Annotated in this window: 24 protein-coding genes, 1 tRNA gene and 2 pseudogenes; 18 read left to right on the top strand and 9 right to left on the bottom strand. The window is 63.8% G+C overall.

What is annotated here, in order from left to right; all coding sequences use genetic code 11:
- Nucleotides 1–73: 73 nt before the first annotated feature.
- A tRNA-Arg gene (locus LQ956_RS09330) sits at nucleotides 74–150 on the bottom strand.
- Between the two features lie 164 nt (nucleotides 151–314).
- Between LQ956_RS09330 and LQ956_RS09325 the strand changes: the two are divergent.
- Nucleotides 315–731: pseudogene (locus LQ956_RS09325) on the top strand (secondary thiamine-phosphate synthase enzyme YjbQ); the annotation flags it as partial.
- Nucleotides 732–999: 268 nt separating this feature from the next.
- Here LQ956_RS09325 and LQ956_RS09320 read toward each other — a convergent pair.
- Nucleotides 1000–1485: a DUF2721 domain-containing protein gene (locus LQ956_RS09320; RefSeq protein WP_238621775.1), complete on the bottom strand. Its 486-nt coding sequence runs from the start codon at nucleotides 1483–1485 to the stop codon at nucleotides 1000–1002.
- Nucleotides 1486–1567: 82 nt separating this feature from the next.
- Here LQ956_RS09320 and LQ956_RS09315 point away from each other — a divergent pair, with 82 nt between their 5' ends.
- The 5 genes and pseudogenes from LQ956_RS09315 to LQ956_RS09295 all read left to right on the top strand — a co-directional run bounded on the left by LQ956_RS09315 (nucleotide 1568) and on the right by LQ956_RS09295 (nucleotide 9779).
- A complete protein-coding gene (locus tag LQ956_RS09315) occupies nucleotides 1568–2569 on the top strand; it encodes a TIGR00341 family protein (protein WP_238621776.1) in 1002 nt (333 codons plus the stop codon).
- A 141-nt stretch (nucleotides 2570–2710) separates the two neighbouring features.
- Nucleotides 2711–6016: a DEAD/DEAH box helicase gene (locus LQ956_RS09310; RefSeq protein WP_238629875.1), complete on the top strand. Its 3306-nt coding sequence runs from the start codon at nucleotides 2711–2713 to the stop codon at nucleotides 6014–6016.
- Between the two features lie 78 nt (nucleotides 6017–6094).
- Nucleotides 6095–7376 (top strand): annotated as a pseudogene (locus LQ956_RS09305) (nucleotide sugar dehydrogenase).
- Entirely contained in the window at nucleotides 7377–8384 is a 1008-nt protein-coding gene (locus LQ956_RS09300; protein ID WP_238621779.1) for an NAD-dependent epimerase, read from the top strand.
- Nucleotides 8385–8417: 33 nt separating this feature from the next.
- Complete coding sequence (locus LQ956_RS09295) at nucleotides 8418–9779, top strand: phosphohexomutase domain-containing protein (protein ID WP_238629874.1); 1362 nt, start codon at nucleotides 8418–8420, stop codon at nucleotides 9777–9779.
- Between the two features lie 100 nt (nucleotides 9780–9879).
- Here LQ956_RS09295 and LQ956_RS09290 read toward each other — a convergent pair whose 3' ends face one another.
- Together LQ956_RS09290 and LQ956_RS09285 are read right to left on the bottom strand one after the other, a co-directional pair.
- Nucleotides 9880–10716, bottom strand: coding sequence for a peptidylprolyl isomerase (locus tag LQ956_RS09290; RefSeq protein ID WP_238621781.1), 837 nt, complete (start codon nucleotides 10714–10716; stop codon nucleotides 9880–9882).
- A 46-nt stretch (nucleotides 10717–10762) separates the two neighbouring features.
- Nucleotides 10763–11062 carry a YciI family protein gene (locus LQ956_RS09285; RefSeq protein ID WP_238629873.1) on the bottom strand — a complete coding sequence of 100 codons (300 nt, stop codon included), beginning with the start codon at nucleotides 11060–11062 and terminating at the stop codon, nucleotides 10763–10765.
- A 510-nt stretch (nucleotides 11063–11572) separates the two neighbouring features.
- Here LQ956_RS09285 and LQ956_RS09280 point away from each other — a divergent pair.
- From LQ956_RS09280 to scpB, 5 genes are read left to right on the top strand one after another with little or no spacing between them, the layout of a single operon-like run.
- Complete coding sequence (locus LQ956_RS09280; protein ID WP_238629872.1) at nucleotides 11573–12199, top strand: L-threonylcarbamoyladenylate synthase; 627 nt, start codon at nucleotides 11573–11575, stop codon at nucleotides 12197–12199.
- 28 nt (nucleotides 12200–12227) lie between these two features.
- Nucleotides 12228–12908, top strand: a complete 681-nt coding sequence (locus tag LQ956_RS09275) for a site-2 protease family protein (RefSeq protein ID WP_238621784.1) — start codon at nucleotides 12228–12230, stop codon at nucleotides 12906–12908.
- Nucleotides 12909–12957: 49 nt separating this feature from the next.
- Complete coding sequence (locus LQ956_RS09270) at nucleotides 12958–14175, top strand: tryptophan--tRNA ligase (protein ID WP_255722268.1); 1218 nt, start codon at nucleotides 12958–12960, stop codon at nucleotides 14173–14175.
- Nucleotides 14172–15017, top strand: a complete 846-nt coding sequence (locus tag LQ956_RS09265; RefSeq protein ID WP_238621785.1) for a segregation and condensation protein A — start codon at nucleotides 14172–14174, stop codon at nucleotides 15015–15017. The genes LQ956_RS09270 and LQ956_RS09265 overlap by 4 nt, the downstream gene beginning before the upstream one ends.
- Complete coding sequence (gene scpB, locus LQ956_RS09260; RefSeq protein ID WP_238621786.1) at nucleotides 15007–15582, top strand: SMC-Scp complex subunit ScpB; 576 nt, start codon at nucleotides 15007–15009, stop codon at nucleotides 15580–15582. The genes LQ956_RS09265 and scpB overlap by 11 nt, the downstream gene beginning before the upstream one ends.
- 11 nt (nucleotides 15583–15593) lie before the next feature.
- On the opposite strand, the gene moaB is transcribed toward scpB, so the two are convergent.
- The gene (gene moaB / locus LQ956_RS09255; RefSeq protein WP_238629871.1) at nucleotides 15594–16115 is read right to left on the bottom strand and encodes a molybdenum cofactor biosynthesis protein B; all 522 of its coding nucleotides are present in this window, start codon (nucleotides 16113–16115) and stop codon (nucleotides 15594–15596) included.
- A 73-nt stretch (nucleotides 16116–16188) separates the two neighbouring features.
- On the opposite strand from moaB, the gene rluB reads away from it, so the two are divergent.
- Nucleotides 16189–16980: a 23S rRNA pseudouridine(2605) synthase RluB gene (rluB, locus tag LQ956_RS09250; RefSeq protein WP_238629870.1), complete on the top strand. Its 792-nt coding sequence runs from the start codon at nucleotides 16189–16191 to the stop codon at nucleotides 16978–16980.
- A complete protein-coding gene (locus LQ956_RS09245; protein ID WP_430733414.1) occupies nucleotides 16977–17642 on the top strand; it encodes an endonuclease III domain-containing protein in 666 nt (221 codons plus the stop codon). The genes rluB and LQ956_RS09245 overlap by 4 nt, the downstream gene beginning before the upstream one ends.
- Here LQ956_RS09245 and LQ956_RS09240 read toward each other — a convergent pair.
- The 4 genes from LQ956_RS09240 to hpnC are packed head-to-tail and all read right to left on the bottom strand — an operon-like array spanning nucleotide 17609 to nucleotide 21468.
- Nucleotides 17609–18355 carry a YciK family oxidoreductase gene (locus LQ956_RS09240; RefSeq protein ID WP_238621789.1) on the bottom strand — a complete coding sequence of 249 codons (747 nt, stop codon included), beginning with the start codon at nucleotides 18353–18355 and terminating at the stop codon, nucleotides 17609–17611. The two genes, LQ956_RS09245 and LQ956_RS09240, sit on opposite strands and share 34 nt — an antisense overlap.
- Nucleotides 18352–19686, bottom strand: a complete 1335-nt coding sequence (gene hpnE / locus LQ956_RS09235; RefSeq protein ID WP_238629869.1) for a hydroxysqualene dehydroxylase HpnE — start codon at nucleotides 19684–19686, stop codon at nucleotides 18352–18354. Before hpnE ends, LQ956_RS09240 begins: the two co-directional genes overlap by 4 nt.
- Nucleotides 19683–20546 carry a presqualene diphosphate synthase HpnD gene (gene hpnD / locus LQ956_RS09230; RefSeq protein ID WP_238629868.1) on the bottom strand — a complete coding sequence of 288 codons (864 nt, stop codon included), beginning with the start codon at nucleotides 20544–20546 and terminating at the stop codon, nucleotides 19683–19685. The genes hpnE and hpnD overlap by 4 nt, the downstream gene beginning before the upstream one ends.
- Before the next feature lie 52 nt (nucleotides 20547–20598).
- Nucleotides 20599–21468 (bottom strand): squalene synthase HpnC, encoded by an 870-nt coding sequence (hpnC, locus tag LQ956_RS09225; protein WP_238621792.1) that lies wholly within the window; start codon nucleotides 21466–21468, stop codon nucleotides 20599–20601.
- A gap of 137 nt (nucleotides 21469–21605) precedes the next feature.
- On the opposite strand from hpnC, the gene LQ956_RS09220 reads away from it, so the two are divergent.
- The 5 genes from LQ956_RS09220 (at nucleotide 21606) to LQ956_RS09200 (ending at nucleotide 25551) form a co-directional block, all read left to right on the top strand.
- A complete protein-coding gene (locus LQ956_RS09220; RefSeq protein WP_238621793.1) occupies nucleotides 21606–22118 on the top strand; it encodes a GNAT family N-acetyltransferase in 513 nt (170 codons plus the stop codon).
- 73 nt (nucleotides 22119–22191) lie between these two features.
- Complete coding sequence (locus tag LQ956_RS09215; RefSeq protein ID WP_238629867.1) at nucleotides 22192–22767, top strand: SPOR domain-containing protein; 576 nt, start codon at nucleotides 22192–22194, stop codon at nucleotides 22765–22767.
- Between the two features lie 77 nt (nucleotides 22768–22844).
- Nucleotides 22845–23339, top strand: coding sequence for a CvpA family protein (locus tag LQ956_RS09210; RefSeq protein WP_238621808.1), 495 nt, complete (start codon nucleotides 22845–22847; stop codon nucleotides 23337–23339).
- A gap of 42 nt (nucleotides 23340–23381) precedes the next feature.
- Nucleotides 23382–24890, top strand: a complete 1509-nt coding sequence (gene purF / locus LQ956_RS09205) for an amidophosphoribosyltransferase (protein WP_238621795.1) — start codon at nucleotides 23382–23384, stop codon at nucleotides 24888–24890.
- A gap of 142 nt (nucleotides 24891–25032) precedes the next feature.
- Nucleotides 25033–25551 carry a L,D-transpeptidase gene (locus LQ956_RS09200; protein WP_238621809.1) on the top strand — a complete coding sequence of 173 codons (519 nt, stop codon included), beginning with the start codon at nucleotides 25033–25035 and terminating at the stop codon, nucleotides 25549–25551.
- Nucleotides 25552–25608: the final 57 nt, after the last annotated feature.

Genomic DNA, 25608 nt, shown 5'->3' with positions numbered 1-25608 from the left:
AAGTGAATGCCGGCAATAAGCTTGAGGCCGACAGGAACGACCCATGCGGGATTCTTCGGGCTGGCAGCCTGTTTGGCGCCCCGACCACGACTCGAACGTGGGACCTTCCCCTTAGGAGGGGGACGCTCTATCCACCTGAGCTACCGGGGCAGTAAAAAAGCACTCCGGGTGCCGGAGCGCGAACGTCGATAATTATGGCACAAATTCCCTGCAAGGAGAGCATCCCGTCCCCGCCGCTCGGCCGCGGGACATATCGCCATTTTGCCGCCGGGACAGGATAGACTCATGCCATGCCAAAGCCCCGGACGATGCCCATGCCCATTCACCAAGCGCAGTTCGCCGTCACCACCCTGGGCCGTGGCCCGGTCGAGATCACCCACCGTGTCAATGAACTCCTGCAGCAGTCCGGCCTGGAAACGGGGCTGTGTCATGTGTTCTGCTGCCACACCAGTGCGTCTCTGACCATCACTGAAAACGCGGATCCTACGGTACTGCAGGACCTGGAGGGACATCTGGTCCGGACCATTCCCGACGGTGATCCCCGGTATGCTCACGACATGGAGGGGCCGGATGACATGTCGGCCCACATCCGCAGCGTGCTGACCGGCGCCGGCCTGACCGCGCCCTTCGCCCGGGGGCGTCTGTCCCTGGGAACCTGGCAGGGAATTTTCCTGTGGGAGCATCGCACCCATGGCCATGGCCGCCGGGTGATCGTGACTTGCCAGGGAGAGGCACCGGCGTCACCGGGAACGCTGCCGGAGCGCCGTAATGAGGACGCTGATGAACTGCGGCAGGCCCTGACGACCCTGACGGCGGAACGGGATCAGGCCCTTGCCGAACTGCAGAAGGCCACGGCGGCCCTGGCGGAGATGCAGGGCCGGATCCAGGCCTCGGAGGATACCCGGACGGAGCTGCAGGCCATCATGGCACGACTGCGGGATATCGGCGGAGGCTGAGTCTTGTCAGTCTCGGGCCACCGGCACATCGCCGGCCCGGGGGTCATTGTGCCGGTGTGTCCGGGGCAGTGTTCCGGGTACGCGGCACGTCCTCGTCGTCCAGTGCCATGGCCGCCGAGGCCAGCTGCAGGTCGCGCACGAACATCCCCAAGGAGGCGATCAGGCTTGCCATGGCAAACACGAACATGGTGCCGATCAGGCGCGGATGTTCCATGCTCAGCAGGAAATCGATGAACACGGTCAGGATGGTCAGGCAGACCAGCATGGCCGTGGCGATGCTGAGTTTGATGCTCAGGTTGATCAGGCCCGCGCGTTCATCCAGGATGTCTATTTCCCGGCGATGCAGTTCAAACCGCACGGGTTCGGGCGCCCGCAACCTGTCTGCCAGTTCCCGCTTACGATCCACGATCCTGGCCAGACGCACCACGAAGGCATTGATGAATCCGGCAATTCCCACCAATAGGAACACCGGGGCGACGGAAAACTGGATGACCTGAGAAATCAGGACCGGTGAAGTGCCTTCTGTCATCTGAAAGGCTCCTTGCGGTTGAGGTATGTGATTTCCGATACCGCAATGCAGGCCACGGGGGGCAGGAGCATGGAGATACGTCATGCGACTCATAGAAGTCATCAGCCCCGAGTATCTGCGGCCACGTTTGCTGGCATTGGCACACGCCCATCATGCCATCGACGCCTGGTGCGGGGCCACCAATGAGGACGGCCGAATCTCCGTGCGCATGGTCGTCGGCGCGGAAAATACCCAGCGGTTGATGGAGGCCCTGCAGGGCACGATGCTGAAAGAACCCACGGCGCGCATCGTCGTGCTGCCCGTTGAAACCACGGTGCCGATGCCGGGGCAACCGGGCACTGCCCCCCGGCCCAACACCCCGGGGGGCAGGGATCTCACCCTTGAGGAGCTGTATACCAGGATGGCCAAGGAGGGAAATCTGGATCGCAACTATGTGATGCTGATTTTCCTGTCCACCATTGCCGCCACCATCGGCCTGGCCGAAGACAACACGGCGGTGGTCATCGGTTCCATGGTGATTGCCCCATTGCTGGGACCGGTCATCACTTTTGCCTTCGGTATCTCCATGGGCGTGCGGGCCCTGGCCATGCGCGCCCTGTTCACTGCGGTTGTCGGGCTGGGCCTGGCCATCCTGCTGAGCCTGATCATCGGTTATCTGTGGCCGGTGAGCATCAGCAGCCAGGAAGTGATGACGCGCACCGGGGTCAATCTGGCTCATGTGGTGCTTGCCCTCACCGCGGGTGCCGCGGGTGTCCTCGCCCTCACCAGCGGCATCACCACCCGACTGGTGGGGGTCATGGTGGCCGTTGCCTTGCTACCGCCTGCTTCCGTATTGGGCATGCTGCTGGGCAAAGGGGAATTCGAGCTGGCCACCGGTGCGGCGCTACTGCTCGGCGTCAATGTGATCTGCGTGGTTATCGCAGCCCAGTTCGTATTCCTGTTCCAGGGTGTCAGGCCTCGTCGGTGGGTGGGCGTAGGGCATGTAGAGCGATTCACCCCGAAGGACTGGTTCATCTGGCTGTTGATTGGCACGCTCCTCTTGGCTGGCCTGGTGTTTCTGATCCTCTCGCGTGGGATGCCCTGACACGCAGGCGCTCGTTATGCTTCGATGACATACCCAAAGCTGTGCAAAAATTCCCGGGATTTAACGCGTAGAGGCGCCAATCCCGGATCCGCGAATATCCCCCAGGCGCTTTCGACACTCAAGAACTCAAGATTGGACCCCATGGCCTCGAAAAAACAGAAACAGTGGATTAGCCTGAGCGGCATTCGTCGCGATTGCGGACAAAGAAGCTACGAGCGCGGTACCCGCTATTTCGAGGAAGGACGTACCGGCCAAGTCAGGATCATCCGGCGCGACGAGAAGGAGTTGAGCTGTCAGGCGGTGACACAGGGCAGTGATGGCCGCACCTATGAACAGTTCGTCCGGTTCATCCGTCTGCAGACGGATAATGGGCAGGAGCTTGTGGTGCTGCATGGTGAGTGCGGCTGCCCCGTGGGAGATAACTGTAAGCACGTCGTATCGGCAGCCCTGGCCCTGCGTGAACAGACATATGACCTGGCGGCCTCCTCTCTGGGCAGACCCATGTTCCTGCAGTGGCTGGAACACGTGTCCGAGCAGTCATCACAGGCATCCAATCAGGCCGCGGAGGCTGTGCCGAACCAGGAATGTCTGCTGTACCAGCTGACCTTCCATGCCGCCGATGGCAGTACCAGCGTGAGCTTCCGGGTGGCCATATACCGCAAGGACGGCACACCGACCAAAGGGCGGGAGGTGAGGCTGGCCAGTCTGCTGGAACCCTATGGGTCCACCCAGCGAGCGATGACCGAACTGGACAGGGATATCGCGCAGCAACTGTCAAGCTGGAGCAATACGGCTTATCAACGTACCGCCTATCACCGCCATGCTCGTGATGGCCAAGGCACCCGTCTCAAGGGCCGTGCCGGTGCATTGGCACTGGAGATGATGCTCGATTCCGGACGGCTGTACTGGTCGGAAGTGCCGGATCGGCCGTTGACGCGAGGCGCATCACGACAGCTAGAACTGGCCTGGGAGGTTGCCGATGATCAGTATCGCCTGGTGCCGCGGGCCAACCAGGACCGCAAGATCCATCTGATTCTGGTTCACCCATTCTGTTATCTGGACCCGTTGGATCTTCAGGTTGGTGCCCTGGAAATCCCAACAGGCATGGACCCGGCCTGCCTGGCCAGGATACCCAGCTCACCGCCGGTGGCCGCCACCGAGGTGGAACAGGTCAGCCTGGGTCTGGCACGACAGTTTCCCGATTTACCCACGCCCACGCCGGTGTCCCGACGCGAGATCCGTGACCAGGCGCCGACGCCGGCCCTGGCGGTGATGCTGTACGACCCGGATCTGCTGCAATCGGGATTGTTATTCCATTTCATTTATGAAGACGACGTGGTGGTGATGCCCCATGCCCCCCATGACCTGGTCAGGGGGGAAGCGAACGGTGAACTGCTGGATGTTCACCGCCACCGGGCCGCCGAACAGCAAGCACTGGACGTGATCCGCGCCGAGGGGCTGGAACCCTGGCCCCAGCGGCCGGAGTTGTGGCGCCCCGCCATGGGCGAGGTGGATCGCCAGACCGCCCTGGGTCGCTGGTTCGAGGTGCTGGACACGGTGCTGCCGCGCCTGCAAGTCCAGGGCTGGCGCATCAAACATGTCCAGGGCGATGCCCCCCGTTTGCTGCGGGCCGATGCACTGCAGGCCCGGGTGGAGGAGGGTCAGGGTTGGTTTGATCTGAGGTTTGACCTGGAGGTGGATGGGCGCAGGATCCCCCTGTTGCCCCTAGTCACCCACCTGTTGGCCGATTATGTGCCCGGCACCTTGCCGGAGACCCTGTGGTTGCCCATGGAGGGGGGGCAGTATGTGAGAGTAGCCCGGGAACAAATCGAACCAGTGCTGCAGACCCTGGTGGATCTGCATGATCACCTGAGCGCGGATCAGGACGAATTGCGCCTGTCACGATTGGATGCCCCTCGGGTGCTGGAACTGGGGCCGATTCCGGTGAAAGGTGGCGAGGGCATCGAACGACTGGCCCGGCAGCTTGCCCACTTCGACGGCCTGCGCACGGTGCCGCTCCCGCCGGAGTTTGTCGGTCGGCTGCGTCCCTACCAGCAGCATGGTCTGGACTGGATGCAGTTCTTGCGGGAACACGAGTTGGCCGGCGTGCTGGCGGACGACATGGGCCTGGGAAAGACCGTTCAGACCCTGGCTCATCTGATGGTGGAGAAGGCGGCCGGACGGCTCACCCGACCCAGCCTGATCGTGGCTCCCACCAGTTTGCTGAGCAACTGGCGTCGCGAAGCGGCCCAGTTCTGTCCGGCGCTCAAGACCCTGGTACTGCACGGGGTGGATCGCAAGTCCCATTTCGACACCCTGGATGATTACGATCTTATCTTCACCACCTATCCGCTGCTCCCCCGGGACAGCAAGCGCCTGCTGGAGCAGCATTTTTCCCATCTGATTCTGGATGAAGCCCAGCAGATCAAGAACCCCCGCGCCCAAGCCGCACAGGTGGTTCGGCGCCTGCAGGCCGATCACCGGTTGTGCCTGACCGGTACTCCCATGGAAAATCATCTGGGCGAACTGTGGGCTCAGTTCGATTTTCTGCTGCCAGGCTTTCTGGGCACTCAGGAACTGTTCACCCGCAACTACCGCACGCCTATCGAAAAACACGGTGATGGTGAGAAACTGCAACGGCTCACCCGGCGCATCACCCCGTTCATGTTGCGACGCACCAAAGATGTGGTGGCCCGGGAACTGCCGGAGAAATCCGAGCTGTTGCGAAGTACCCCCATCGGCGGCAAGCAGGCGGCGCTGTATGAGAGCATCCGCCTGGCCATGGAAAAGAAGGTGCGCGATGCCATTGCGCAAAAGGGGTTGGCCCGGAGTCAGATCACCATCCTGGATGCCCTGCTCAAACTGCGTCAGGTCTGCTGTGATCCCCGCCTGTTGCCGGAGGCGTTGCGCGGGGGCGGCGGGAAGAAGGTCCCCTCGGCCAAGCTGGAGATGCTCATGGAGATGCTGCCGGAGCTGATCAGCGAGGGGCGGCGCGTGCTGCTGTTTTCCCAGTTCACCACCATGCTGGGACTGATCGAACAGGAACTGGCCCCGACAGGGATCACCTATACCAAACTGACCGGTCAGACCCGCAAACGGGAAGAAGTGATCAGCCGCTTTTGTGACGGTCACGTCCCGCTGATGCTGATCAGTCTCAAGGCGGGCGGGGTCGGGCTCAATCTCACGCAGGCGGACACCGTCATTCACTACGACCCATGGTGGAATCCCGCCGTGGAGGCGCAGGCCACCGACCGGGCCCATCGCATCGGTCAGGACAAGCCGGTCTTCGTCTATAAACTCATCACCGAGAATACGGTGGAGGAGAAGATACTGGCCCTGCAGGCCCGCAAGCAGCAACTGGCGGATCAGATCTATCGCGGTGGCGAGCGGGCGCCGGATTCACCCCCCATCGACGCCCGCATGATCGAAGACCTGCTGGGGGCCTGATGTCCTGTCGCCAGCACCTGGGATTTCCGGTATCTTGCGGACATTCAGGAACACTCCCTTTCCAAGGAACCCAACGCAATGAGCGAAAAGATCGGTGTCATCGGTCTCGGGTATGTCGGGCTGCCCGTGGCCATGGGGTTTGCAGCCCATTATCCGGGAACGGTCGGCTTTGATATCAGTGAACGTCGGGTCGGCACACTCCGGGAAGGCCATGATTTCACGGGTGAGGTCACGCCCGAAGAACTCGGAGCCAGTACCCTCCAATGCACCACCGATCCTCGGGATCTGGTGGGAACCACCTTCTTCGTGGTCACCGTCCCCACCCCCATCGATGACAATCGTCAGCCCGATCTGCGACCGGTACTGTCCGCTTGCGAGACCGTAGGGCGGGTACTGTCCCCCGGAGCGGTGGTGGTGTTCGAATCCACGGTCTATCCCGGGGTGACCGAGGAGATCTGCGGACCACTCCTGGCCCGCATTTCCGGCTTGCGTCAGGGCGTGGATTTCAAGCTAGGCTATTCTCCCGAGCGCATCAACCCCGGTGATAAGGAACATACCCTGACCCGCATCGTGAAGGTGGTCTCCGGCGAGGACGAGGCGACGCTGGAGCGGGTGGCCGAGGCCTACGGGCGCATCGTCGAGGCCGGCGTGCATCGGGCACCCACCATCAAGGTGGCCGAAGCCGCCAAGGTGATCGAGAACACCCAGCGGGATCTGAACATCGCCCTGATGAACGAGTTGGCGCTGATCTTCGATCGTCTGGGCATCCGCACCCGGGATGTCTTGGCCGCCGCCGGTACCAAGTGGAACTTCCTGCCCTTCAGTCCCGGTCTGGTGGGGGGGGCACTGCATCGGGGTGGACCCCTATTACCTCACCACCAAGGCCAAGGCCGTGGGGTACTACCCCCAGGTGATCCTGGCCGGGCGACGCATCAATGACGGCATGGGGGCCTATATGGCCCAACGCCTGGTGAAGCTGCTCATCGAGCAGGACCGTCCGGTGAAGCAGGGCAGGGTGGGTATCCTCGGGCTTACGTTCAAGGAAAACGTCCCGGATCTTCGCAACTCCCGTGTGCCCGATATCATCAAGGAGCTGCGTCAGTTCGGCATCGAACCCCTGATCCACGACCCACTGGCAGATGCCCGGGAGGCGCACCATGAATATGGTCTGACCCTCTCGCCCCTGGAGTCCTTCCAGGACTTGGACGGGCTGATCCTGGCCGTGCCTCACCGGGCCTATCTGGCGGCGGGGCCCGACAGCTTTGCCCGACGCCTGGTTTCCGGCGGCGTGCTGATCGACGTGAAATCGGCCTTGTCTCCGTCCGTGGTGGGGGCCTCCCAGGCCTACTGGAGTCTGTAGATGAAAATTCTGGTCACCGGCACTGCCGGATTCATCGGCTCGGCCCTGGCCCTGCGCCTGCTGGCGCGGGGCGATGAGGTCATCGGTGTCGATAATCTCAACGACTATTACGACGTCAACCTGAAACTGGCCCGCCTGGAGCGGGTGAAGGCCCATCCCGGCTTCACGGACGTGCGGGCCGATATCGCCGATCGGGCCGCCATGGAAGACCTGTTCGCCCGTCACAAGCCCCAGCGGGTGGTGAATCTGGCGGCTCAGGCCGGGGTACGCTATTCCCTGGAGAATCCGCACGCCTATGTGGAAACCAACCTGGTGGGGTTCATCAATATCCTCGAAGGCTGCCGTCACCACGGGGTGGAGAATCTGGTCTACGCCTCCTCCAGCTCCGTCTACGGGGCCAACACCACCATGCCCTTCTCCGTCCACGACAACGTGGATCACCCCATGAGCCTCTACGCCGCCAGCAAGAAGGCCAACGAACTCATGGCCCATACCTACAGTTCTCTCTACGGCCTGCCCACGGTGGGGCTGCGTTTCTTCACCGTCTACGGCCCCTGGGGGCGCCCGGACATGGCCCTGTTCATGTTCACCCGCAACATCCTGGAGGGCAAACCCATCGATGTCTTCAACTACGGTCGCCATCGCCGGGACTTCACCTACATTGATGACATCGTGGAAGGGGTGATCCGTACCCTGGACCGGGTGGCGGCACCGAACCCTGCCTGGTCCGGAGCCGACCCCGACTCCGCCACCAGCTTTGCCCCCTACCGGCTCTACAACATCGGCAACAATCAGCCGGTGGAACTGCTCCACTACATCCAGGTGCTGGAAGACTGCCTGGGCATGAAGGCGGAAAAGAACCTGCTGCCCCTGCAGCCGGGAGATGTGCCGGATACCTACGCAGACGTGCAGGACCTGGCGAAAGACGTGGGCTATCGACCTTGCACGCCGGTGGAGCAGGGGGTGGAAAACTTCGTGCGCTGGTATCGGGATTTCTACCGGGTCTGATCCTTTTCCTGGTGTCAGCATAAGGATGATTGAATGACTGAGCGTCTTGCCTGTTTCAAGGCCTATGACATCCGCGGTCGTGTCCCCGATGAACTGAATCCGGAACTGGCCCGGCGCATCGGTCGGGCCTATGCCCGTGTCATCCGCCCGGCGGGGCCGGTGGCGGTGGGGGAGGACATCCGTCTGAGCAGTCCGGCGCTGGCGCGAGCGCTGGTGCAGGGGTTGAATGAGGCCGGGGTGGATACCCGATCCCTGGGCCTGTGCGGCACGGAGACCGTCTACCATGCCGCGTCACTGCACGGCATGGGGGGCGGCATCATGGTCACCGCCAGCCACAATCCCATGGACTACAACGGCATGAAGCTGGTGCAGGCGGGCGCCGTGCCCGTCAGCGGTGACAGCGGTCTGAACGAGATCGAGGTACTGGCCCGTGATCCCGTCCCGGTCGAGGCCGGTGTTCAAGCGGGACGGGATGAGCCGCTGGACGTGTTGCCCGGCTATGTGGAACGGGTACTGGGTCTGGTGGATGGGACGGTGCTCAAGCCCCTGCATCTGGTGGTGAATGCGGGCAATGGGGCCGCTGGTCCCACCTTCGATGCCCTGGCCGCCCGGCTGCCCTTCCGGGTAACCCGGGTGCACCATGAGCCGGACGGTCGGTTCCCCAATGGCATTCCCAATCCCCTGCTGCCGGACAATCGCAGCGCCACCGCCGACGCGGTGAAGGCCCACGGGGCGGATCTGGGGATCGCCTGGGATGGTGACTTTGACCGCTGTTTCCTGTTCGATGAGCAGGGCCGGTTCGTGGAAGGCTATTACGTGGTGGGACTATTGGCGGCCCAGTTGCTGGAACGTTCTCCGGGAGAGAAGATCGTCCATGATCCCCGTCTGACCTGGAACACGCTGGAGATGGTGCAGGCAGCCGGCGGGGTGCCGGTGATGAGCAAGACCGGACATGCCTTCATCAAGGAGCGGATGCGTCTTGAAGATGCCCTCTATGGCGGGGAGATGTCGGCCCATCATTACTTTCGGGACTTTGCCTACTGCGACAGCGGCATGATCCCCTGGCTGCTGGTGGCCGAGCGCCTGTGCCGGACCGGCCAGCCCCTCTCGGCCCTGGTGGATGAGCGGATGCAGGCCTTTCCCTGCAGCGGCGAGATCAATTTCCGGGTGGTCGATGTAGGGCGGACCATTGCCCGAATTGGCTCGGCATTCCGGGGTCGGGCCCTGGAAGAGGATGACACAGACGGCCTGAGCATGGGGTTTGGCGACTGGCGCTTCAACCTGCGGGGTTCCAACACGGAGCCGGTGATCCGGCTGAATGTGGAATCACGGGGTGACGAGGCCTTGATGCGCACCCAGACGGCGCTGCTATCCGGCTTGATTCAGGAGGCCTGAGTCCTCTTTTCCCTCACCCCAACCCCTCTCCCAAAGGGCGAGGGGCTTGTCTTGCTCCCCTCTCCCCTCGGGGGAGAAGGGCCGCACACACAAGACGGGATCAGCGCATCAGGCGATCCTCAAACACCTCCACCTGCGCGTCCTGCCACAGCCCGTCCACATAATCCTGCAGGGACTGCCGGGTCAGGATCTGTTCCAACTGGTCCTGTACGCCTTCAAAGGCCGGCGGCTCGCTCTCCCGGGCGCCTTCCCGCAGGATGACATGCCAGCCGAATTCCGTTTCCACCGGTTCCTGGGTGAACTGGCCATCGCCCAACGCCAGTACTGCATCGGAAAAATCCGGGACCATCATGTCCCGACTGAACCAGCCCAGGTCACCGCCGGCGGCGGCGGAGCCATCCTCTGAATGTTCCCGGGCCAGGGTCGCAAAGTCTTCTCCCGCCTTGATGCGTGCGATCAGGGCGGCGGCTTCTTCCTCTGTCGCCACCAGGATATGACGGGCCCTGAACTCCTGGGTGTCCATCTCCGCCACCTGGCGATCATATTCGGCGCGCAGATCCGCCTCGGTGAAGCGCAGGTTCTGCAGGTACCGCTCCACCTGGGCATTGATCAGCAGATTGGTGCGCATGCGCTCCATCTGGCGCATCACCTCGGGTTCCTTGTCCAGGCCGGCCTTCACCGCTGTCTGGCGCAGCAGTTCCATGTTGATCAGCTCATTTAGAGCCATCTCCGGGGGTTGCATGCCACCCTGGTGGCCGGACATGCGGCTCAGCGACAGAAAGTCGGCCAGATCACTTTCATAGATGGGGGTGTCGTTGACCATGGCCACCGGCTCGCCGCGCCCGGCATCGATCGTTGTTTCGGGGTCGTTGCCGGAGCAGGCCGACAGCGTGAAGGCCAGGGCGGCTGCCAGGGGAATCAGCTTGAAGGGGTGCATCTGCAATGGGGTCCTTGTTGAAATGGGCGGGTTCCAGGCAGGGGGATCAGGGAAACACCTGCTTGAAGGGCTTGACGATCACCTGGGCATAGACACCGGCCGCCACATAAGGGTCCGCGTCGGCCCAGGCCTTGGCGGCATCCAGGGAATCGAATTCGGCAACCACCAGGCTGCCGGTGAATCCCGCCGGGCCGGGGTCTTCCGTGTCCAGGGTCGGGTGAGGTCCGGCCAGTACCAGACGCCCCGCATCCTGCAGGATCTGCAGGCGTTCCAGGTGGGCGGGCCGGGCGCCGCGGCGCTGCTCCAGGCTGTCTTCCACGTCCTGACTGATGATGGCGTAGAGCATCGATGGGGTTCCCTGGTTGATGGATCATGGCGCTTAGGGTAGCGCATGGCGGCGGGTCGGCACAGGGTACGGGTCACCAAATTCAGTTAGGACTTCGTTCCCGCGTGGTTGAGGATTTATAGTTCGGAACCCAGTCATTCCTGATGGCCGAGGACGCTACGGTCCAGAACTACGTCATTCCTGACGGCTGAGGACTCTACGATCCAGAACTGCGTCATTCCTGAAGGCTGAGGACGCTACGGTCCAGAACTACGTCATTCCCGCGAAAGCGGGAATCCAGTGCGGGGCCGACAGACACCCCTGGATTCCCGCTTTCGCGGGAATGACGGTGAGGAGGGAATGACGGTGAGGAGGGAATGACGGTGAGGGGGAATGACGGTGAGGAGGGAATGACGGTGACGAGGGGATGGCCGTGAAGGGTTGGCTTTTTCAGAACTGCCAAGATCATTCGGGCACAAGCCCGCAGGTCTGATAAAATCAACCTCCGATACCGAACAACCTGGAATTGCCATGAGCCGCGTGATCGAGATCCATCCGGTAGACCCCCAGCCCCGCCTGATCCAGCAGGTGGTGGAGGTGGTACAGGGCGGAGGGGTCATCGTCTACCCCACGGATTCCTGTTATGCCCTGGGTTGCGCCATCGGCAACAAGTCCGGCATGGAGCGCATCCGTCGCATCCGCCAGCTGGATGAACAGTATTACCTCACTCTGGTCTGTCGCGATCTGTCCGAGATCGCCACCTATGCCAAAGTAGGCAATACGTCCTACCGACTGCTCAAGAGCCTCACCCCCGGTCCCTACGCCTTCCTGCTCAAGGCCACTCATGAGGTGCCCCGACGGCTGCAGCACCCCAAACGCAAGAGCGTGGGTCTGCGGGTGCCGGATCATCCCATCACCCAGGCCATGCTCAAGTCCCTGGGCCAGCCGCTCATGAGCAGCAGTCTGGAGATGCCCGGCGATGATCTGCCGCTGACCGACCTCTACGAGATTCAGGAACGCCTGTCCCCCCAGGTTGACCTGATCATCGATGGGGGTCCCTGTGGCCTGGAGCCCACCACCGTGATCGATATGGAAAGCGATGTCCCCCGACTGGTGCGTCGCGGCAAGGGCGAAGTGCCTCCCGGGGTGGAGGAGTGATGCCGGTGGCGATACGGAGGAGCGGCTGATGGACGGTATCCTGCAGATCATCGCCATCTGGGCCCTGCCGGTGCTGTTCGCCATTACCCTGCACGAGGCTTCCCACGGCTGGGTGGCCAAGCAGCTGGGAGACCCCACCGCCAAGATGCTGGGTCGTCTGACCGTCAACCCCATCAAGCACATCGATCCGGTGGGGACCATCGCCGTGCCCATCGGTCTTTTGATCTTCACGGCCCTGACCCCGGCGCCTCCCTTTGTCTTCGGCTGGGCCAAGCCGGTGCCGGTGAACACCCGGAATCTGCGCAATCCCCAGCGGGACATGGCCATCGTGGCCGCCGCCGGCCCCACCGCCAACCTGCTCATGGCCCTGTTCTGGGCGCTGATGATCAAGATCGGCCTGCTGTTGCAGGGGTCCTTCGACTGGGCGGCCGTGCCGCTGATCTACATGGGCATGGCGGGGATCACCATCAACATCCTGCTGATGGTGCTGAATCTATTACCCATCCCGCCTCTGGACGGGGGGCGGGTGGTGGCCGGTTTCCTGCCGGCCCGGATCGCCGCCCGCTACGAGCGTGTGGAGCCCTATGGTCTGGTGATCGTCCTGGGTCTGTTGCTCACGGGCGTGCTGTGGGCGATCCTCCTTCCTGTCTTCGGGTTCTTCGTGGACCTGATCCAGACCCTGTTTGCGCTGCCGTCATGGCGCATGTAGCACCCTTTCCCTTCAAACCCCTGCGACTGAACACACCCAAGGAGTCCACTTGAGTTCCCTGCCTGCACAAAATCAGCGCGTCCTGTCCGGCATGCGCCCGACGGGCCGACTGCATCTGGGTCATTATCACGGCGTCCTCAAGAACTGGGTCGAATTGCAGCATTCCTACGAATGTCTGTTCTTCGTGGCCGACTGGCACGCCCTCACCACCCATTACGAAGATCCGAGCATCCTCGGCGAGAGCGTCTGGGACATGGTGGTGGACTGGCTGGCGGCGGGCGTGAGCCCCGGTTCGGCGCGCATCTTCATTCAGTCCCGGGTGCCGGAACATGCGGAACTGCATCTGCTGCTGTCCATGATCACCCCCCTGGGCTGGCTGGAGCGGGTGCCCACCTACAAGGATCAGCAGGAAAAACTCAAGGAAAAGGACCTGGCCACCTACGGTTTTTTGGGCTATCCGCTGCTGCAGAGCGCGGACATCCTCATCTACAAGGCGGGTTTAGTACCGGTGGGCGAGGACCAGGTGGCCCATCTGGAAATCACCCGCGAGGTGGCGCGTCGCTTCAACCATCTCTATGGGCGCGAACCCGGCTTCGAAGAAAAGGCCGAGGCGGCCGCCAACAAGATGGGCAAGAAGAACGCCCGCATGTACCGGGATCTGCGTCGCCGCTATCAGGAGCAGGGCGAGGACGAGGCCCTGGACGTGGCCCGCGCCCTGCTGGAGAGCCAGCAGAACATCTCCCTGGGAGACCGGGAGCGTCTGTTCGGCTATCTGGAAGGCAGCGGACGTATCATCCTGCCCGAGCCCCATCCCATGCTCACCAAGGCCTCCAAGATGCCGGGCCTGGACGGCCAGAAGATGTCCAAGTCCTACGGCAACACCATCTCCCTGCGGGATGAGCCGACAGAGGTGGAGAAAAAGGTTCGCACCATGCCGACGGACCCGGCCCGAGTGCGTCGCACCGATCCCGGCAATCCGGACAAGTGCCCGGTCTGGTCCCTGCACCAGATCTACACCGGCGAGGATGTCCATCAGTGGGTGCAGGAGGGGTGTCGCAGTGCCGGCATCGGCTGTCTGGAATGCAAGCAGCCGGTGGTGGATGCGGTGCTTGACGAACTGCGGCCCATGCAGGCCCGTGCCCGCGAATACGAGGCCGATCCGAACCTGGTCCGGTCCGTGGTGGCGGAAGGCTGTGAGGCCGCCCGCGACATCGCCCGGGACACGCTGGACGAAGTCCGGCGCAGCATGGGGTTGGCTTACCGATGAATGCCGAACCCGCGGCCCTGTCACCGGCGCCGGACGGTGCCGGGCAGGCCGAGGGTCCGCCTCTGGCCATTGTCCGAGGGGAGCCGCTAACCCTGGTGCCCCGGGATCTGTACATCCCACCGGATGCCCTGGAGGTCTTCCTGGAGACCTTCGAGGGGCCGCTGGATCTGCTCTTGTACCTGATCAAGCGTCAGAACCTGGATATCCTGGACATCCCCATTGCCGAGATCACCCGCCAGTACATGGGGTATATCGAGCTGATGCAGGAGATGCGTCTGGAACTGGCGGCGGAGTATCTGGTGATGGCGGCCATGCTGGCGGAGATCAAGTCACGCATGCTGCTGCCCCGGTCCGCCGCGGTGGAGGATGAGGACGACCCCCGTGCCGAACTGGTGCGGCGGTTGCAGGAATACGAACAGTTCAAGCAGGCGGCACAGGACCTGGATGACCTGCCCAGGCTGGAGCGGGACCTCTTCCCGGCCACCCTGGCGCCGCCGCCGCTCACGGGTGAGCGACCGCTGCCGGAGGTGGGGCTGGACGAGTTGTTGCTGGCCCTGCGCGAGGTGCTGCAGCGGGCGGATATGTTCACTCATCACCAGATCCGGCGGGAACCCCTGTCGGTGCGCGAGCGCATGTCCCGGGTGCTGGAAGCCCTGGGGCAAGGGCCGGTGCCGTTCGCGGCCCTCTTCACCTTGGAAGAAGGCCGGCGGGGGGTGGTGGTCACCTTCCTGGCGGTGCTGGAACTGCTCAAGGCCCATCTGGTGGAGCTGGCGCAGGCGGAACTGTTTGCCCCCATCTATCTGAGCGCGGCAAGACGCGCCGATGTTGCCCATGACACCTGAACTGCTCTGCCGCATTCTGGAAGGCGCCCTTCTGGCCGCTGATCGCCCCCTCTCCCTGGAACAGATGGAACGGCTGTTCGAGGACGCCGAGCGGCCTTCCCGGGCCGAACTGCGCAAGGCCCTGGATGCCCTGGCCCAGGCCTGTGACGACCGGGGCTACGAGTTGCGTCAGGTGGGCAGCGGCTACCGTTTCCAGGTGCGGGAGTCGCTCTCGCCCTGGATCGCCCGTCTGTGGGAAGAACGGCCGCCCCGCTATTCCCGCGCCCTGCTGGAGACCCTGGCCCTGATTGCTTACCGTCAGCCCATCACCCGGGCGGAGATCGAGGCAGTGCGCGGGGTGACGGTGAGCACCCAGATCATCAAGACCCTGACGGAACGGGAGTGGGTGAGTGTGCTGGGTCATAAGGAGGTGCCGGGGCGGCCGGCCCTGTACGGGACGACACCCCGGTTTCTGGACTATTTCAATCTGTCGTCCCTGGATGAGTTGCCCAGTTTGATGGCACTAAGGGACCTGGGCTCAGCCCTTGACCCGCTTCCCCCCTCGGGGGAGCAGGGTCGGAAATGAGGGGCAGAGCCCTATTGCTCCTTCAGCCGGGGCATCAGCACCACCAGGTTGCAGGGCCGGGTCCGGTGGTCAAGCTGGGACTGGATCAGCCGGGTCCAGGCGGTGCGGCAGGCACCGGAAGAGCCGGGCAGACAGAACACATAGGTGCCGTTGGCCACCCCCGCCAGAGCCCGGGACTGCAGGGCGGAGGTGCCGATTTCCTCGTGGGAGAGCATCCGGAACAGCTCGCCGAACCCCTCGATTTCCTTGTCCAGCAGGGGCGCCACCGCCTCCGGTGTCCCGTCCCGACCGGTGATGCCGGTGCCGCCGGTGGTGAGAATCACCTGAATCTCCGGGTCGGCAATCCAGGCCGAGACCACGGCCCTGATCTGGTAGATGTCGTCCGCCACCCGTTGCCGGTCGGCTGCCCGATGCCCCGCCTGGGTCAGCCCGTCCACCAGCACCTGCCCGGAGGTATCCTCCGCCAGGGTGCGTGAATCGGAGACCGTCAGTACGGCGATGTCCAGTGGAATGAAGTCGCGGGTGTCGCTCATGGCGGATCGTCCTGTGGCGGAAAGGGGGGGCGGATCAGTACACTACCGGTTTGACAGCGATGGATAACACATCATGACCGAACGTCTCCACAAATTGCTGGCCCAGGCGGGTCTGGGTTCACGTCGAGAGGTGGAGCGCTGGATCGCCCAGGGCCTGGTGACCGTCAACGGCAAGGTGGCCCAGTTAGGGGATCAGGCCGGCCCGGAAGACCAGATCGCCGTGCGCGGGCGCCCCGTCTCAGTGGAGGCCCCCGCACAACGGGTGGTGGTCTATCACAAGCCGGAAGGGGAAGTGACCACCCGCTCCGACCCCGAAGGTCGCCCCACCGTGTTCGAACACCTGCCCCGGCTGCGCCAGGGCCGGTGGGTGAGCATCGGCCGGCTGGACCTCAACACCTCCGGATTGTTGCTGTTCACCACCGACGGCGAGCTGGCTAACCGGCTCATGCATCCTTCCACCGAGGTGGAGCGGGAATACGCCGTGCGGGTGCTGGGCGCGGTGGAACCGGCGGTAATCCAGCGGCTGCTGGCCGGCGTGGAGTTGGAGGATGGCCCGGCCCGCTTCGATGATATCCGGGAGGCTGGGGGTACCGGCGCCAATCACTGGTACCACGTGACCCTCAAGGAAGGCCGCAACCGTGAGGTGCGGCGCCTGTGGGAGTCCCAGGGCATCACCGTCAGCCGCCTGATCCGGGTACGCTACGGCTGCATCCAGCTGGGGACCGGGCTGCGCCTGGGCCGTTGGCGGGAGCTGGAGTCCCAGGAGATGAAGGCCCTGTATCAGCAGGCGGGCCTGTCCTGGAAGCCGCCCCGCAAGGCGCGCATCATCCGTCCTCCCAAGACCCGTCGAGCCCCCGGGCGGTGAATCCGGAGCGTCTTCATCCGGTCCTGGAACGGCTATCGGCCCATTACGGGCCGATGCACTGGTGGCCGGGGGAGACGCCTTTCGAGGTGATGGTGGGGGCGATCCTCACCCAGAATACCGCCTGGACCAACGTGGAGCGGGCCATCGCCAACCTCAAAGCGGCCGAAGTGCTGGACGCGGAGAGCCTGGCGGCCCTGTCTCGCAATGATCTTGCCGGTCTGATCCGGCCTTCCGGATATTTCAACGTCAAGGCGGGGCGGCTTCAGGCCTTCTGCTGTTGGTATCTGGAGCAGGGCGGGGAGACCGCCCTGCGGGGCTGGTCCACCGAGGCCCTGCGCCGGGGATTGCTGTCGGTGAAGGGCGTGGGGCCGGAGACGGCGGACGACATCCTGCTGTACGCCTTTGAGCGGCCGGTGTTCGTGGTGGACGCCTATACCCGGCGCCTGTTTGCCCGCCTGGAACTGGCCGGGGGAGATGAGCCCTATGACGTGCTCAGGACCGGAGTCGAGGCGGTGCTGGGGGAGGATGTCCCAGCCCTGAACGAGTTCCATGCCCTGATCGTCGCCCACGGCAAGACCTTTTGCCGGCCCCGGCCCCGTTGCGAAAGCTGCCCCTTGCGGGCGATGTGTCAGGCCAGCTTGAGGTTCTGTCCCGTGGTCTGACCGGCGTCCGGTCCCAGCAGATACAGATACGGCCCGATGACCTCTTCAGGGGTGGCCAGCGTGGTGGGGTCCTCACCCGGATACTGCTCCGCCCGCAACCGGCTGCGGATCGGGCCGGTGTCTACGCCGTTGACCCGCATCTTGCGGTCCCCCTGATACTCCTTGGCCAGAATGTCCATCAGGCCTTGCTGTCCTGCCTTGGCCACCCCGAATCCTCCCCAGTATGCCTTCTGGCAGTCATGGGTGGAGAACACCACGGCCGGGTCAGGGGATTGTTCCAGCAGCGGCAGCACCGCGTGAGTGAGTAGGAAGGGGGCATGCAGGTTCACTGTCATGACCTTGGCCCACAGCTCCAGGTCATAGTGCTTGAGTGGGGTCAGGTAGCCCACGAAAGCGGCATTGTGGACCAGACCGTCCAGACGGCCAAACTCGTTGCCCACGTTCTCCGCCAGATCCTGATAGTCCTTGGCGGTGGCACCTTCCAGGTTCATGGGGTAGATGGCCGGCTGGGGACCACCGGCGGCTTCGATCTCGTCGTAGACCTTTTCCAGTGACTTGATCACTTTGTCCAGCAGGATCACGGTGGCGCCATGGGCGGCGCAGGTCAGAGACAGGGTACGGCCGATGCCGCCCGTGGCACCGGTCACCAGGATGACCCGGTCCTTGAGCAGATCCGGGGCCGGAGAATAGGTGAGCAGTTGTTGCGGGATCATGGGTATTCCGTGGTTGAATCATTCGATTGCAGCAGTGATTCGGCGCATTCCAGACCACTGATGATCGCCCCTTCGAGGGTGGCCGGCAAGCCGTTGGCCGTGTAGTCGCCTGCCAGCCAGAGGCCGGTCTCGGCGGTGCGATTGCCGGGGCGCAGTTGGTCGCAGTTCACCGCCGCCTTGAAGGTGGCCTGCTTTTCCCGGATCACCCAGTGCTGCAGGGGGGTGGGCCAGGCGGGAAAGAGCATGTGCAACTCAGCCTGGATCTGGGCCGCCAGGGCCTGATTGTCCAGGTCCATGTGCGGGCCGGAGGCCGAGATGACCACCGCCATGACCCCGGGCTGGCCGGTGAAGCGCCGGTCGAAGACCCATTGTCCGGTGGTGCCCAGCATGCCGTGGAAAGGCGTGCTCAGGCGGGTGTCTTCCGGATAGCGCAGGTAGACGGTGCAGATGGGTTCGCAGGGCAGGGCTTCAAGATTGGCAGCCGTCTCCGCCAGGGCGGGAAAATCGGTCAGCAGCTGGGCGGCGATCCCGTGGGGCGTGGCCAGAATCACTTGCCGGCACCGATATGCCTCCCCTTCCCGCAGCTGCAGCCGGAAACCGTGGCCGTCGCGCTGCACGGCCTGGACCCGGGCGCCGGTGATGACCGCCCCACCCAGGGATTCCAGATGGCGGCGGGCAGGCTCCGGCAGGACCTCGCTCAGGCTGACCTTGGGAATCAGCAAGTCCGCATGGCTGCGATGACCGGAGAAGGTACCCTGCAGCACAGCGGTGAACAGCCGGGCCGAGGCTTCGGCGGGATGGGTGTTGAGGGTGGCCAGACACAGGGGGATCCAGAGCTGCCGGATCAGTGTGTCGGGTTGCTTGTGTTCATGCAGCAGTCGGGATACCGGCATGTCTTCCGGACCCTTCCACCGCATCAGCCGCGCCAGGCCGGGCAGGGCCTGCAGGCGGTCCTTGCCGGGCATGCCGCGGGCGGTGAGCAGCCCGGCCAGTAGATGGAAGGGGGCCGGGAGGAACAGGCTGGACAGGGACAGTTCCGGCATCCCCGATTCCCGCATGCTCAGGTCCAGGGGCAGGCGCAGGAAGATACGGGACTCCTGCAGACCCATGGTTTCGATCATCCGCAGGACATGGGTATAGGCGCCCAGCAGCAGATGCTGGCCGTTATCCAGGGGAAGACCGTCCAGGTCCACCTGCCGTGCCCGTCCCCCCAGGGTTCGGGCCGCTTCCAGTACCGTGACCTGTCGACCCGCCTGGGCCAGCTGCACCGCCGCGCTCAGCCCGGCCCAGCCGGCGCCCACGATACAGATGTCGGTATCAGGGTGGTTCATTGCCGTCCGGCCTTTCTGTGACGACGTTTTTCCTGCCGGGCAATCCGCCAAGCGATCCAGAATTTTCTCAGGGGCGTCAGCCGGACCCGCTGTTCCAGCACCCGGTAGCCGTCGGCGGCAATCTCATCCAGCAGGGTGCGGTAGATGCCCGCCATGATGATGCCGGGGCGCTGGGCATAGCGATCACCCTCCGGCAGATGCTCGAAGGCGCGGCGGTAGTACTCCCGGGCGCGGTCCGCCTGAAAGGCGAACAGGGCCTGGAGGTGTTCGGAGGTCTGGGGTCTTTGCAGGTCCACCGGCTGTACGTCGAACTGCTTGAGTTCATCCAGGGGGATGTAGAGGCGGCCTCGCCGGGCATCTTCCAGCACGTCCCTGAGGATGTTGGTGAGCTGGAAGGCCATGCCCAGATCGTGGGCGTAGCGGGTGGTCCGGCGATCCTCGTAGCCGAAGATCTCCGCCGACATCAGACCCACCACCGAAGCCACTCGATAGCAATACAGGGAGAGTTCCGTAAAGGTGGGATAGGCATCATGGTCCAGATCCATCTGCATGCCGTCGATGATTTCCCGGAAATGCTCCTGCGGCAGGTTGAAGCGTTCCAGCAAGGGCTGCAGCGCCTGGCAGACCGGGTGGGTGGCCTGACCCTGGAAGGTGCGGGTGACTTCCTCCCGCCACCAGTCCAGCTTGGCGCGGGCCACGGCCGGGTCATGGCACTCGTCCACCACATCGTCCACCTCCCGACAGAAGGCGTACAGGGCCGTGATGGCCCGGCGCCGTTCCGGGGGTAAGAACAGGAAGCTGTAATAGAAGCTGGAGCCGCTGCCGGCGGCCTTTTCCTGACAGTACTGGTCGGGGGTCATGGGCCTTGGTTCTGGTTGTCGCCAGGGGCTTAAACTACCACAGGTCGGGTCTTCAGCGGCGACGGGGAATGAGGCCGTCGCGCAGAATGACCAGATAATCCCGGGCCCGCAGGCGAGGTCGGGAAAACAGGTCGTCCTGCTGGCGTTGCAGGTGCCACAGGACCCGGGCGCCGGCCACAATGATGAGGCGGATCTCCAGGCCGATGCGTCCCTTCAGCAGGCCGCCCAGAGGGGCGCCGTTGCGTAGCAGCTGGTCGGCGCGCTGGTACTGGTAGCGCATCAGGCTGCGAAAGGGCGGGTCGGTGATGCGGTCGCGGAAATGGGCCTCGGTGACGCCAAAGCGCGCCATGTCATCCCGGGGGATGTAGATCCGCCCCATCTCGTGATAGTCCTGGGCCAGGTCCTGATAGAAGTTGATCAGCTGCAGGCTGGTGCAGACGGCATCGGACAGGGCAAGGCGCCGCTCGTCGGCCTCGCCGCTCAGGTGAAGCAGCAGGCGGCCCACCGGGTTGGCGGAGCAGCGGCAGTACTGGACCAGCTCGCCGAAGTCCTCGTAGCGGGTCTTGACGACATCCTGGCGAAATGCATTCAGCAGATCGTGGAACAGCGATGGGGGCAGGTCGTGGGCGGGGATGGCATGGGCCAGGGCGATGAAGGTCGGGTCAGGGTCCGGCGTCCCCGCCACCGCGGCATCCAGGCGGGCCGCCAAGTCATCCAGTGCGGCCAGGCGTTCCGGGGCGGGGCGCTCCCCCTCGTCGGCGAGATCGTCGCCGCGGCGGGCAAAGCTGTAGATGGCGGCGATGGGTCCGCGCAGACGGGCCGGCACCAGCTTGGAGGCCACCGGGAAGTTTTCATAGTGACTGTGGGCCTGCCGCAGGCATTCGCGATAGGCTTCCCGGGTGCTGAGTGAAACGGCGTGCATCGCGTCGGGTCGCAGGCAATGTGGGAATGGGTCAGTCTACCATGCCACCGGAGCGACCGTTATCGTCTGCGGGACGTGCCCCCGGGCCGGGATCCTGGACGGCTCTGCCGGACCAAACCAACGAGGTTTCATCGAACGTGAAGTACGATCCATCGCGTCTTCTCATCCGCCCTGTGTCGTCGAGCGATCTGGGCGTCATCACTCAATTGCCGGAGGATGCCCGTGAGGCGGACTGGGTATTTCCCGGCGCGGCCCATCCGGTGTCGCCGGAATGGCTGCAGAGGGTGGTTGCCGACAGTGCCCGCGCGCAGGTGGTGGAATATCGGGGCGAGGTGGTGGCTTTCGGTACCCTGGAATCCCTGGAGCCGGGGGCGGCGGGTTTTGTGGGGCACCTGGTGGTACGCGCCGATCTGAGGGGGCGTGGTATCGGCTCCCGTCTGCTGGACCATCTCATGGGTTGCGCCTTTCGGGAGGTGCGTTGCCGGGAGATGCATGTGCGGGTCTCCACCGAGGATGTCCCGGCGTTGCTCATGTGCTACGAGAAGGGCTTCATGCCCTACGGCATGGATCGCCATGAGGATGCTCAGGGGCGTGCCGGTGTGCTCATGCATCTGAGGCTGGGGCGACGTGAATTCGATGAGGGGGATTGAAGCGGAAGGGGGCCTTGGGGAGGGGAATGGTTTATACTTGCCGCCCGAGGACGCCCAAGCCGTGGAAACACCATTGAAACAACGCCTTGTCGGGGCTGCCGTGCTGGTGGCCCTGGCCGTCATCTTCCTTCCCATGCTGCTGGATGGTGCTGGACGGGAGGCACGCCTGAGCCTGTCGGAACCGGTGCCGCCGGAACCGCTCTTTGAGCGCCCCGTGCCGGCACCGATCCAGGAGCGGCGCCCGGCCACCATGGCCCCGCCGTCGCCGGTTGACTCGCCGGTGCCTTCTACGCCTCCCCCTCAGGTCCGGCCCCAGGCCCGGTCCGTGCCGGAGGCGTCGCCGCCGCCACCCCCGCCCGCGGAATCCCGCAGTCCGACTCCGGTGCGTTCTCCCGACCCCAATACACCGGTTGCCGGCGGCTGGGTGGTCCAGGTGGGCAGCTTCGGTCAGGAGACCAATGCGCGAGGCGAGGCGGACCGGCTGCGCCAGGCAGGGTTTCCGGCCTTCGTGGAGCGCACGAGCGCCGATGGCCGCGTCTTCTACCGGGTCAAGGTGGGCCCGGAACTGGAGCGTCATGCCGCCCAGTCCCTGCAGGTCAGGCTTCAGCATGAACACTCACTCAGAGGGATTGTCGTCAGCCATCCCTGACGGCTCGCCATCCGGTTGCCGATGAACGCCCCAATCTCTGTTAAACTCCGCGTCATGATAATTTCATCTCTGTGAATATGATCTGGATCGATTTCGTTATCCTGGGTATCGTGGCGGTTTCCACGGTGATCAGCCTGTTTCGTGGCTTCGTCAAGGAGGCCATCTCCCTGGCCACCTGGATTCTGGCCTTCTGGGTCTCCCTGGCTTATTCCGGTGTCCTGGCCGGGCATTTGCCGTTCGGTCTGGAAGATCCCACCCTCCGGCTGGGCATTGCCTTTGCCATCCTGTTCATCGTTACCTTGCTGGTGGGCGGGATCGTCAATGTCCTGGCCGGTCAGATGGTCAAGAAGACGGGCCTGTCGGGGACGGACCGGAGCATCGGTGCGGTGTTCGGTCTGGCCCGCGGCGGTCTGATCGTGGCCGTGGTGATCCTGCTCATGGGCCTGACGGTGATTCCGCAGGAACCCTGGTGGCAGGAGAGCCTTCTGGTTCCCCACTTTGAGCGCATCGCCCTTTGGCTGCGCGATTATCTGCCACCGGATCTGGCGTCTCACTTTTCTTTCGGGGGCTGATCAGCTCCCTGTCTTCCCAGAATCACCAAAGAGGCACACCCCATGTGCGGGATAGTCGGAATAGTCGGTCGCAGCCCCGTCAATCAGGCGCTGTACGACGCCCTCCTGGTATTGCAGCATCGCGGTCAGGACGCTGCCGGTATCGTGACCTGCGACGAGGATGGTCATCTTCATCTGCGCAAGGACAACGGTCTGGTGCGGGACGTATTCACTCAGCAGCACATGCGCAGTCTGACCGGCAACATGGGGATCGGCCATGTGCGCTATCCCACCGCCGGCAGTGCTTCCTCGGCGGAGGCCCAGCCCTTCTATGTAAACTCCCCCTACGGCATCACCCTGGGGCATAACGGCAATCTCACCAATGCCGCCGAGCTCAAGCGCGAACTGTTCCTGCAGGACCGGCGCCACATCAACACGGAATCCGATTCCGAGATCCTGCTCAACATCCTGGCCCAGGAACTGATCCGTCAGGAGAATCTGTCCCTGAATCCCGAGGCCCTGTTCCGGGCGGTGAACGGTGTGCACCGGCGCTGCCAGGGTGCCTATGGGGTGGTGGCCATGTTCTGCGGGCGCGGCATCCTGGGCTTTCGTGATCCCCACGGCATCCGGCCGGTGGTCTACGGCCGGCGGGAGACGGAGGAGGGTACGGAATACATGGTGGCCTCCGAGAGCGTGGCCCTGGACACCCTGGGCTTTGAGCTGGTGCGTGACCTGGCACCGGGTGAGGCCATCTACATCGAGATGGATGGCACGGTGCATCTGCAGCAGTGTGTGGAGAATCCCGTCCTGTCTCCCTGCATTTTCGAGTATGTCTACTTCGCCCGCCCCGACTCGGTGATGGACGATGTGGTGGTGCATCGGGCCCGCATGCGCATGGGGACACGCCTGGGCAAGAAGATCCTGCGGGAATGGCCGGATCACGATATCGACGTGATCATCCCCATCCCGGATACCGGTCGCACCGTGGCCATCGAAATGGCCCATGAGCTGAATGTGAAATACCGGGAAGGCTTCATCAAGAATCGTTACATCGGCCGGACCTTCATCATGCCGGGCCAGACTCAGCGCAGAAAATCGGTGCGCCAAAAACTCAACGCCATCGGCCTGGAGTTCAAGGGCAAGAACGTGCTGCTGGTGGATGACTCCATTGTCCGCGGCACCACCTCGCGGGAGATCGTCATGATGGCCCGCGAGGCCGGGGCCAGGAAGGTCTATTTCGCCTCCGCCGCACCGCCGGTGCGCTACCCCAACGTCTACGGCATCGACATGCCCGCCGCCCAGGAACTGATCGCCCACGGGCGGACCGAAAACGAGGTTTGTGAGGCTATTGCGGCCGATCGCCTGATCTATCAGGATCTGGATGACCTGATGGGCGCCGTGCGCAAGGGCAACCCACGGCTGGAACGGTTTGACTGTTCCGTATTCACCGGTGAATACGTCACTCAGATCAGCCCCGACTACCTGACACACCTGGAACAACGCCGCAATGATCTGGCAAAACGGAAGAAGGACCGCGAATACGCCAACCTGGATCTGCACAACAACGCCTGACATGAGACGCCTGTGCCTGGCCTTGGCATGCTGGGTATGTGTGTGTCTGTTTCCCTTGAATTCGGTGGGGGCCTGGGCGCTGGAGGAGACCGATCCCGTGCATGACGATGACAAGATCGTGCTGCCCTGGTATCAGCCCGTCATGGAACGGCTGGAGTCGGATTTTCCCGAATACTTCATGGCGGACCCGGTGGCTATCGTGAACGTGGCCAGTCAGCGTCTTTATGTGGTCAGGGAGGGGCGGATCCAGCGGGAATATCCCATTTCCACCTCCCGTCATGGCATCGGCAACCAGGCGGGCAGCTATCGGACCCCTCTGGGCGTGCACCGGATCAGCCAGAAGATCGGCGATGAGGCGCCCCTGGGCACCGTGTTCCGCGGGCGGGTGGATACCGGCCGCATCGCCGAGATCGTCACCGACCCCCGGCGCACCCCCGAGGACAACATCACCACCCGCATCCTGTGGCTGGAAGGGCTGGAATACGGCATCAATCGGGGGGAGGGGATCGATTCCTTCTCCCGGTTCATCTATATCCACGGTACCGATGAGGAAGGCCTGATCGGACGCCCGGCTTCCGAGGGCTGTGTGCGCATGACCAACCGGGATGTGATAGAACTGTACGATTTGATGCCCGACGGCTCGCTGGTGGTGATCCAGTAGTCGAGTTGCGTGGGGTGTTGACGACCCACCCTCCTGAATTTCGAGCAGAGGACAGCT

This window comes from Ectothiorhodospira lacustris (assembly GCF_022227845.1).
Classification (GTDB): domain Bacteria; phylum Pseudomonadota; class Gammaproteobacteria; order Ectothiorhodospirales; family Ectothiorhodospiraceae; genus Ectothiorhodospira; species Ectothiorhodospira lacustris.
Note: the sequence above shows the minus strand (reverse complement) of the source record. Positions and strands in the feature narration are given on the sequence as shown.